The organism is Occallatibacter sp. (assembly GCF_036502485.1).
GTDB lineage: Bacteria > Acidobacteriota > Terriglobia > Terriglobales > Acidobacteriaceae > Telmatobacter.
The window spans coordinates 22033-30808 of sequence record NZ_DASXYM010000176.1 but is presented as its reverse complement, the minus strand read 5'-3'; the positions used below and the strand labels follow the sequence as shown (position 1 = coordinate 30808).

At 59.4% G+C, this 8776-nt stretch carries 6 protein-coding genes and 1 tRNA gene; 4 read left to right on the top strand and 3 right to left on the bottom strand.

The window, feature by feature from the left end; translation table 11 throughout:
* Positions 1-341, bottom strand: a 341-nt coding sequence (locus VGL22_RS21440; protein ID WP_465269009.1) for a divalent metal cation transporter, incomplete at its 3' end; no start/stop codon positions are given.
* 195 nt (positions 342-536) lie between these two features.
* Here VGL22_RS21440 and VGL22_RS21435 point away from each other — a divergent pair.
* Positions 537-626: transfer RNA gene (locus VGL22_RS21435), tRNA-Ser, on the top strand.
* Positions 627-888: 262 nt separating this feature from the next.
* Here VGL22_RS21435 and VGL22_RS21430 read toward each other — a convergent pair.
* Positions 889-3081, bottom strand: a complete 2193-nt coding sequence (locus tag VGL22_RS21430) for a GH92 family glycosyl hydrolase (protein ID WP_465269008.1) — start codon at positions 3079-3081, stop codon at positions 889-891.
* Between the two features lie 235 nt (positions 3082-3316).
* Between VGL22_RS21430 and VGL22_RS21425 the strand changes: the two genes are divergently transcribed.
* Positions 3317-3595, top strand: coding sequence for an alpha/beta fold hydrolase (locus tag VGL22_RS21425; RefSeq protein WP_465269007.1), 279 nt, complete (start codon positions 3317-3319; stop codon positions 3593-3595).
* Here VGL22_RS21425 and VGL22_RS21420 read toward each other — a convergent pair.
* Positions 3508-4293: an FHA domain-containing protein gene (locus tag VGL22_RS21420; RefSeq protein ID WP_465269006.1), complete on the bottom strand. Its 786-nt coding sequence runs from the start codon at positions 4291-4293 to the stop codon at positions 3508-3510. The two genes, VGL22_RS21425 and VGL22_RS21420, sit on opposite strands and share 88 nt — an antisense overlap.
* A gap of 873 nt (positions 4294-5166) precedes the next feature.
* On the opposite strand from VGL22_RS21420, the gene VGL22_RS21415 reads away from it, so the two are divergent.
* Together VGL22_RS21415 and VGL22_RS21410 are read left to right on the top strand one after the other, a co-directional pair.
* Complete coding sequence (locus VGL22_RS21415; protein WP_465269005.1) at positions 5167-7827, top strand: ADOP family duplicated permease; 2661 nt, start codon at positions 5167-5169, stop codon at positions 7825-7827.
* A 73-nt stretch (positions 7828-7900) separates the two neighbouring features.
* Positions 7901-8752 carry an alpha/beta fold hydrolase gene (locus tag VGL22_RS21410; RefSeq protein ID WP_465269004.1) on the top strand — a complete coding sequence of 284 codons (852 nt, stop codon included), beginning with the start codon at positions 7901-7903 and terminating at the stop codon, positions 8750-8752.
* Positions 8753-8776 lie beyond the last annotated feature (24 nt).

Below are 8776 nucleotides of genomic sequence, written 5' to 3'. Positions count from 1 at the left end.
CCTGCAAACTCCGCCACCACGTTGCCAAAGTTGGTGATCACCAGCCCGAGCATCATGAAGAACGTGATGCGCAACCCATATTCCTCGCGGATGAGGTCGCTGAGGCCTTTGCCGGTAACGGCGCCCATGCGGGCCGACATCTCCTGCACCACCACCAGGGCGATGGTCATGGGGATCATGACCCAAAGCAGCAGGTAGCCGAACTGCGCGCCCGCAGCGGAGTAGGTGTAGATGCCTCCGGCGTCGTTGTCGACATTGGCGGTGATGAACCCGGGACCGATAACGGCCAGGAACATCAAGAGGCGAATTCGCCACATCTTCAGGCGCCGGGATTGATGCATGCTAATGAGGACTTGCGGTGAGATGGTGAAAGAACACTCAGAATAAACGCACCCGGGCAAATCTGCCAATCGGAAGGTAAGGGGACAAGAAGAGGCTTGGAATTAGACTTAGTCGGAGCCGGTTACAGAGCGGGCAGGTGCTTGGCGGATGGAGAAAAGCCTTACAATAGTGATGATGCACGTGCGGGCTCACGCGGAGGGATGTGTGAGCGGTTGAAACAGGCGGTCTTGAAAACCGCTGTACCTGAAAGGGTACCGGGGGTTCGAATCCCTCTCCCTCCGCCACTTCTTCTCCATAGGTTGTCCAGATCGGTCCACCCTCATCCTCAGGTAATTTGAAGAAATCTTTAAATCTAGTCGGCGCTATCCCTTATTCGCCCAGCTTCTCCACGCACGTCCAAGCTTGACCCGGGGTGTCAGCGGGGGTATCGCTCAGATCGGGGATAAGCCGGATTATCACCTTCAGCGGCCACTGACAGAAGCTCTTAGGCGCTTTTGCCGCGTCAGCAGATCGTGATAGCAGCGTGGGGGTAATTCAATCGGCCGCTTACTTATAGTCCTCCGGGTGAATGCTGATCTTGTCCGGCGGAAACGACGACGAAGCTGCGCCGAGGGATTTGTTCGGAGCGTCGCCCATCGTCAGTTCCAGCACGCCGCCCTGCGCGATGTCGGCGTGGTGGAACCAGACGCGATCAAGCGGTTTTCCGTTCAGCACGACCTTCTCCACGTACTTGTTTTGCCGCGACGCGCCCGGGGCCAGGATGACAAAATCCTTGCCGTTCTCCAGGTGAATCGTCACCTTCTCGAACACCGGGCTGGCGATGTCATACACAGGGATGCCCGGAGTTACCGGGTAGAACCCCATCATCGAGAAGACGACGAAGGCGCTCATGCCTCCTCCGTCCTCATCTCCAGGGATGCCCTGGAGTGTGTCTTTAAAGAACGTGTCGAGCAGCATGCGCACGCGCAACTGCGTCTTCCACGGCGCGCCCACTCGATCGTAGATGTAGGGGATCGCAAAGCTGGGCTCGTTGCCCATGGAGAACTGGCCGACCATCGACGTCGAGTCGGGGAACTTGCCCTGGAACTCGTAGCGCGAGCGCCCCAGCGGCTCCCGGAAGAGCTGGTCGAGATGGGCCTCGGCCTTTTGCGGGCCACCCATCAGTTCGATCAAACCGGCATAGTCGTGGTTCACGTCCCACGTGTAGGTGTAACCATTGTTTTCGTCGTAATAGTCGCGCCCGCCCATGCCTCCGCTGAACTTGGGATCCAGGGGCTCGATCCAAAGCCCGGCCTCATCCTTCGGCCACATCATGGCTTTGTCCGTGCGGAAAAGGTTCCGGTAATAGCCTGCGCGCTTCAGGAACAAGGCCTCATCCTGGGGCTTCTGCAGCTCGCGGGCGATCTGCGCGATTGCCCAGTCGTCGAAGCTATTGCCCAGCGTGACCGGCACCGGTTGCCGCTTCTCGAACGGGTGCACCTGCGGATAGCTCTCTTTTTCTCCGGGACGCAGCGCCGGCATGTAGCCGTGCGTATTGTAAAAATCATCGAGCGGCGACTTCGTCCCCAGGCGCCACGGCAACAGCGTGCTATCGAGCGAGCGCTTCCGTATGCCTTCGTAGGCGGTTGCAAGATCGAAGTTCCTCACGCCCTTAAACCACGCGTCCGCGAACCAGGGAGCGGAGTGGTTGCCGTTCATGCAGGCGACCGGACCGGTGACTTCATTGAAGGTGGGCATGATGCCGCCCTGCTGGTACATGCGCACGTACGACTGCAGCTTGTCTGCCTCCATCCCCGGATGAAGCAGGGTCTGCAGCGGTTCCAGTGCGCGGTAGGTGTCCCATAGCCAGTTGTCAACGTAAAAGGGGCGCGCATCGGTGTGCACCTCGTGGTCGAAGCCGCTATAGTAGCGCCCGTCCTCCGTGATGTTGATCATGCGTTCGGAACTGCGATAAAGCGCGGTGTAGAAGACTCGGCGCTGCGACTCCGTGCCGCCCTCCACCACGATGCGCCCAAGCGTGTCATTCCACCGCGCCTTGGCGGCGTCGCGGAGATCCTCGAAGCTGCGCGAACCGGCCTCATGCTCAAGATTGCTCTTGGCCTGCTCGCTGCTGATGAAGGAAATGCCGTACCGGAATTCGAGTGGGCCTGCGTCCGCCGAAACAAGCACGCGCGGTGTCGTACCGTGCTGGTCCTCCGCTGCCTGGACGGGCTTGCTGAATACCCCATACACATAGGCAGCCATGCCGTCGAATCGCTCTTCGCCTTCCACGATGTTGCCATCGTGCACACGGATCTTCCCGGCCGTGAGGTCGGAAACAACAAGTTTGGCTGGGCCGTGAGCAAAGCCGAAACGGAAGAATCCGCAGCGCTCGGTCGCGGTGAATTCCACGGTGGCGCCCAGATCGTTGAACCGCGTTGCGTAGAAGTACGGTGTCGTAATCTCCTGGTCGTAAGCGGCGGGCGAGCCGTCGCCCGGCATGATGCTGAAGAGCTCCGCGCCACGGTGCCCATTGATGGTCAAAGGAAAGAACTGGATCTGGTCGGCCGCTCCGTCGTCGCGCACCGGGTAAACCCGGACCATGCTGTTGGGTAGATATACCGTCGGCCGCGTGGGCGCCAGAAGAATGGCGATGTTGCCGATGGTTGGGTCCACAGAACCCACCTGTGCGTGGGCTGCCAGCGCGACTAAGCCGATACAGAGCAGAACAACTTGAAGAGCCTTCCGCACGGACCCCATCCTTGTCTTTGCCTCGAACACCGTATGTGTCACTTTGGGATCTTAATTGCTCGTGCTGGCGCCGGAGTAGTCGCCCGGCAGCGCATCAGTGGCGCATGATTGCAGCCTGCTAGGCGCTTGGGAGCGATCGCAATCTCTTAGATCCCGAACGGCCAAGCGCCAGCGTTCTGAAACCAGTCGTACCTCTTGCCGGCTCCCGGCTGCAACCGCCACTCCGACGGGGTGGGATGCGCAGATGTTGTTTCTGGTCAAGCGGGGGTATCGCGTCATCGCCCATGACCGCCGCGGTCACGGCCGTTCAGGCCAAACCTGTGACGGAAACAATATGGACCAGTATGCGGACGATCTTGCCGAATTGATGACACACCTCGACATTAACGACGCCACAATGGTTGGTCACTCCACGGGCGGCGGCGAGGTGGTCCGCTACATTGCCCGGCACGGGAAACAGCGAGTGGCGAAGGTCGTGCTGATCGCCGCTGTTCCGCCGCTGATGTTGAAGACGGAGAAGTAGTGACTGAGATCCTTGATAAAGAAACGACCGGTGCCCGCGTCGCGGCGAATGCGACAGTGTTCGCGGGAAATGTCATTTGGACCGTCGACTTTCACGTCCACCCAAACAGCCTTTCCTCCGCGCCCGATCACGATTTCGTCCCGCGTCATGGCAAAGACCTTTTCCCCGAGCTGATCCGTGTAACGGACGATTGCAAAGGGACGCCCGGGAAATTCTGAATCGTCGGTCGCATTTCGCGTGAACGCCCCATCCGCGGGATGACGTGTGACAAAGGTCGTCTTAGCGCCGGCGCCAAACTCCGCCTTCTTCTCTGACCCCAGATCCGAGTAAATCTCGATTTCGCCGTGACGCAGGCGGTCTTCTTCACCACGATGAAAGTCAATGGACCAGTCCTTCTCGAGGATCTTGTATTCACGCCTGCTCTCGACGGCCGCCGGCCGAAGCTTTTGCAACAGGCCCTGCTGTGGGCGCACTTTGTTGAGCCGTTCAAGATATTCTCGCAGAGCATCTTTCGCCTCGCGCCGAACGACCTGCGCAATTGGCTCTACTAGCGCGAAGTCATGGTCGTGCAGGTACACGTTGAATCTGCAGGGAAGCAGGACCGTGTGACCCACCTTGAACCGTCCTGCATCGACATTGCGTATCAGCTCGGAAATGATGTCGTCGCCCGTGATCTGGCTTGAGGAGGTCTCCGCCATGGTGGTCACCGGAGGGAATTGTAGTTAAGCCGCCGTTTTGGAGCGGTTTCAGTTCCGGGCACGAGCCAGAACAGGTGCTTTAAGGTCTTCTGTGGTGGTACCATGGCGCCTCGTCTTCTGTTGAATTACCGCGGCGTTGATTGACCTGATAGACACCTGAGTGTCTGCGTTGCTGCTTGGGCATCATCTTGATCAAAGCCCGACCAGCTTGCCTCCGATTAAGACTGAGTCATAAGATGCGCGGCCGGGGATTGGTGTTTGCTCAGAGGCTGCCAAGTGGCTGCTCGGGGGCGAAGGTCTGGCAAAACGACAGTTTGCACCAGTAGTGGAGAAATTACTGAAGACGCCGTTAACCGCTTCCAATCGAGAGAATCGGTCGAAAGGGCGAACGCCCCAGATCTTCCGGCCGTCTTCACCGTTAGTGTCCATGCACTAAGTCTCAAAACTCCGATCGACGGTTGACACGCGGTAGGCAGCCGATAAAGTGACTGGCTTACGGGCGAAATCTACGCGACATCTGGCGGGATCTTTTGGGCAAGTCGGAATCGAACGAATAACCCGCCTTGCTCCCGGAATCTCAGTACAATGGCTCCGTGTGGGTCCGGCATCGTGCAGCGCATCCAGAGCGCTTCAGAGGATGTGCTGCGAATAAAAGAGGCTCGCTCTATCCCGCACTGCACAGAATGAGCAGGCCGGCTGGATCACTTTCTTTTGGGCGCTGACCGAGATCGGCCGAAAGGCAAGCTTCTACAAGCTCGCCGCCGCGGGCCGCAAGCAACTGCAGGAGGCCGAGAAGGACTTCGACCAACGTGTCAAGGCGTTCGCGCTGCCCTTCGTTTTGCCTGAGGTTTGCTACAGCAGGAAAGGAACTCCATGGCAGCATTTCGCCGCTTTGCCAACTTTTTCCGTCTGCGCGGCCTGAGTCGCGAGATCGACCCCGAACTCCAGTCGCACGTTGATCTGCGCACGGAGGAAAGCATCCCCAACGGAATGTCGCCGGATGAGGCGCGACGCGACGTTCTTGTTCAATTTGGGAATCCTGTAACGGCGCGGGAAGGGGTGACGGCGGCCGATGCCACGGTGAGCCTGGGCAGCGTGGGCCGGAACGTGCGGTTCGCGCTGCGGCAGTTGCGGCGCTCGCCGGCTTTTGCTGTCACTGCAGTGCTCGCGCTGGCTTTAGGCATCGGACCGAACGTGGCGATCTTCAGCATCATCTGGGCCACTTTTCTGTCGCCCGAACCTTACCCAAATGCGAACCAACTTGTCGTGGTATGGCGCCATTACAAGGGCGAACGCGTTCCGACGGACGGCACAGAGTACGCGGATCTGGCGGCTCAGACTCGCTCTTTTCAGGGCCTGTCGTTTCAGTCGTGGATGGCTCTGCATTTAACGAACGCGGATCACACGGCAGATCAGGAAGCGGGCCTACCAACCTCCCCAGGCCTGCAGACGCGAACGGTACAGCAACCTCTCCTGATGGGCCGCGACTTTCTGCCCACCGAGGGAAGTCCTGGCAACGACCATGTCGTGATCCTGACATACTGGCTTTGGGCGCACCGCTACAACCTCGACCCCAACATTCTTGGCAAGTCGATTCTCATTGAAGATCAGCCGTATACGGTGATTGGCGTTTTCAGGCCGAGTCCACATGAGAGGGGCGGTGGTGTGGAGTTTGCCACGCCGGTCCTGCTTTCGCCAAGCTCACACTCGCAGATCGGAATACTGATCGGACGTCTGAAGCCGGGAGTAAGCGTTGCGCAGGCGCAGGCGGAGCTGTCGGCGATCGATCAGCGGTTTGCCGAGCAACACTACCGGATGCACGGCGCAAACCCTTTCACGTTAACTGTCGAGAGTTTCCGCAACGACTGGTTGGATTTGAAGACGCAGCGCAACCTGTGGCTGCTGCTGGATGCGGTGGGACTGGTGCTGTTGATTGCCTGCGCGAACATCGCCAATCTGCTGCTGGCGCGCGGAACGACACGTGCGCAGGAACTGGCGGTTCGCACGGCGCTCGGGGCATCGCGCGGCCAGATCTTTGTACAGTTGCTTACGGAGAGCCTGACGCTGGCGCTCGTGGGCGGAACGATCGGAGTTGCGCTGGGCTGGTGCCTGATGAAGCTCAGCATCGTGTATCTGCCCAACCTGGCATTGGAGTCGACCGATACAGTTGTGCAAATAAACTTGCCGGTGCTCGGTTTCGCGCTGCTGATCGCGGTAATCTCCGGCGCGGTGGCGGGGTGCGCGCCGGCGTGGCGCAGTGCGCGCATCAATCAGAGCGAGGCGCTGAAGCAAGGCTCGCGCGCTACAGGAGGCAGGGGCAGGACGCCTCTGCAGTCCGTCATGGTGGTGACGGAGATTGCGCTGGCGCTGACGCTGCTGGCCGGGGCGGGCATGGCGCTGCACAGCTTCTGGAACTTGAGCCATATTGATGTGGGATTCACGGCAGAGCGGGTGTTAACCGCAGAGTTCCATCCGAAAAAGAACGGGGCAGGCTGGACGGACAATCCGGCGCAGAACATCGCCCGCCAGGACGTGCTGCTGGAGCGCCTGAGGCAGATTCCCGGCGTGGCGGATGCGGCTCTGTCCACCGGAATCCCGATGAGTGGATCCAATTCGTTTCCATTTACTGTGGTGGGGCAGCCTTTCGATCAGGCGCACATGCCTGTGGCAGATCTTGAAGCCGTGAGCCCAGGCTTCTTTTCCACCTTTGGGATTCGTCTGATGCGCGGAAGGTTTCTGGGCGATCGCGACAGGCCCCAATCTCAACCCGTCGTAGTTGTGAATGAAACGTTCGTGCGGCGGTACCTGCCAAACGAAGACCCTCTGAACCATCGGCTCTCGTTTCCTCCCCCGGCGGTTGTTCGTGACGGAACTCGGCCGCCGTCGCCCACGGAGTTCCAAATAGTCGGAGTCTTCCACGACGTTTTGAACAACGAACACCTCACAGGCGAGGTTCAGCCGCAGATGTACATTTGCCAGTGGGTTGCGGGTCGCCCGTATGAGATTGCCCTCCGAACCGTCTTGAATGTTCCGTCTAGCTTGAGCAGCTCTGTGCAGCAGGCGGTGACGGCCGTAGAACCCGGCGCATCCATTGACCATGTGCGCACTATGACTGAAATGATGGAGCAGGAGAGCTCGAGCGACCGTGCGCAGATGATCCTGTTCGGCGCGTTTGCCGTGGTGGCGCTGCTTCTGGCCAGCGTAGGGATTTATGGCGTGATGTCGTTCGCCGTGGCACAACGGACCCACGAGATCGGCGTGCGCATGGCGCTGGGCGCGCGGCGGCATGAAGTGGTGCAGCTCATGATGGGCAATGGACTGCGCATGGCCGTCGTAGGGCTCGCGATTGGCGTGGCCGGAGCGTTTGGGCTAGGACGCCTGATGCACTCCACACTCTATGGAGTGAAGACGGTGGATATGGTGAGCCTGAGCGGGGTTGCGGCGCTTCTGTTTGGAGTGGCGCTCGTGGCGTGCTGGATTCCGGCGCGACGATCGGCCAAGGTAGATCCAATGCGAGCGCTGCGCAATGACTAGGTCGAATGAACTCAACACGCAGTCATTTACCATGCGATTGACACATGCTCTTCGCTGCAATGGAGACTCCTCGATGCATCTGCTGCGAACCATTCGCCACTGCTCCCCTGCCGCCGTCTGGCTTCCGTTCATTCTCTGCGCCACGATGACTCGCGCGCAGGAGGCCGCGCCAATTCCATACGATCACAATCCAGCCGCGGGAAAGTTCTACGACATCAATGGCTTCAAAATGTACACCGAAGTCTATGGCAGTGGTCCGCCTCTGCTTATGATTCACGGCAACAACGGCGACATGAGTGCCTTCGCGAAGAATATTCCTTACTTTGCCATGCACTACAAAGTCATCCTCGCCGACAGCCGTTCACAGGGCAGATCGCTTGACCCCGACCATGCCCTCACCTTCGAGATGATGGCAGATGATTACGCCGCCTTGCTCGACGCAATGCACATCCCCTCTGCCTACGTCATCGGTTGGAGCGACGGCGGCATCAACGCACTGCTGCTCGCCATTCGCCATCCTGAAAAAGTACAGCGCCTCGCTTCCACCGGCGCCAACCTCTGGCCTACCACCGATGCCTTCCAGCCCGGCCTCTGGGACGACGAAAAGAAGGAATACGACTCCGGCCTTCACAAGACTTACCCCACCCCCCGGGAGAAGAACGACCGCAAGCTCTTCCTCCTCGACTGGCAGGAGCCCCACATCACGCTCGTCCAACTCCACACTATCCAAGCCCCGTCGCTCATCATCTGCGGCGACCACGACCTCATCTCCATTGCCCACACCGTTCTCATCTACCAGAACATTCCCCACGCGAACCTTTGGGTTGTCCCTAACTCTGGACACGGCACCCTGCGCGAACACACCGACGACTTCGACCAGCAGGTCGACAAGTTCTTCACCAAACCGTCCAAAGACTTCCAATAGGCCCAACATAGCGCCACTAACCCC

Coding starts and splice junctions, on each gene's coding strand:
- VGL22_RS21430 (WP_465269008.1), bottom strand. CDS start 3,081: ATGGGGTCCGTGCGGAAGGCTCTTCAAGTTGTTCTGCTCTGTATCGGC.
- VGL22_RS21425 (WP_465269007.1), top strand. CDS start 3,317: ATGTTGTTTCTGGTCAAGCGGGGGTATCGCGTCATCGCCCATGACCGC.
- VGL22_RS21420 (WP_465269006.1), bottom strand. CDS start 4,293: ATGGCGGAGACCTCCTCAAGCCAGATCACGGGCGACGACATCATTTCC.
- VGL22_RS21415 (WP_465269005.1), top strand. CDS start 5,167: ATGGCAGCATTTCGCCGCTTTGCCAACTTTTTCCGTCTGCGCGGCCTG.
- VGL22_RS21410 (WP_465269004.1), top strand. CDS start 7,901: ATGCATCTGCTGCGAACCATTCGCCACTGCTCCCCTGCCGCCGTCTGG.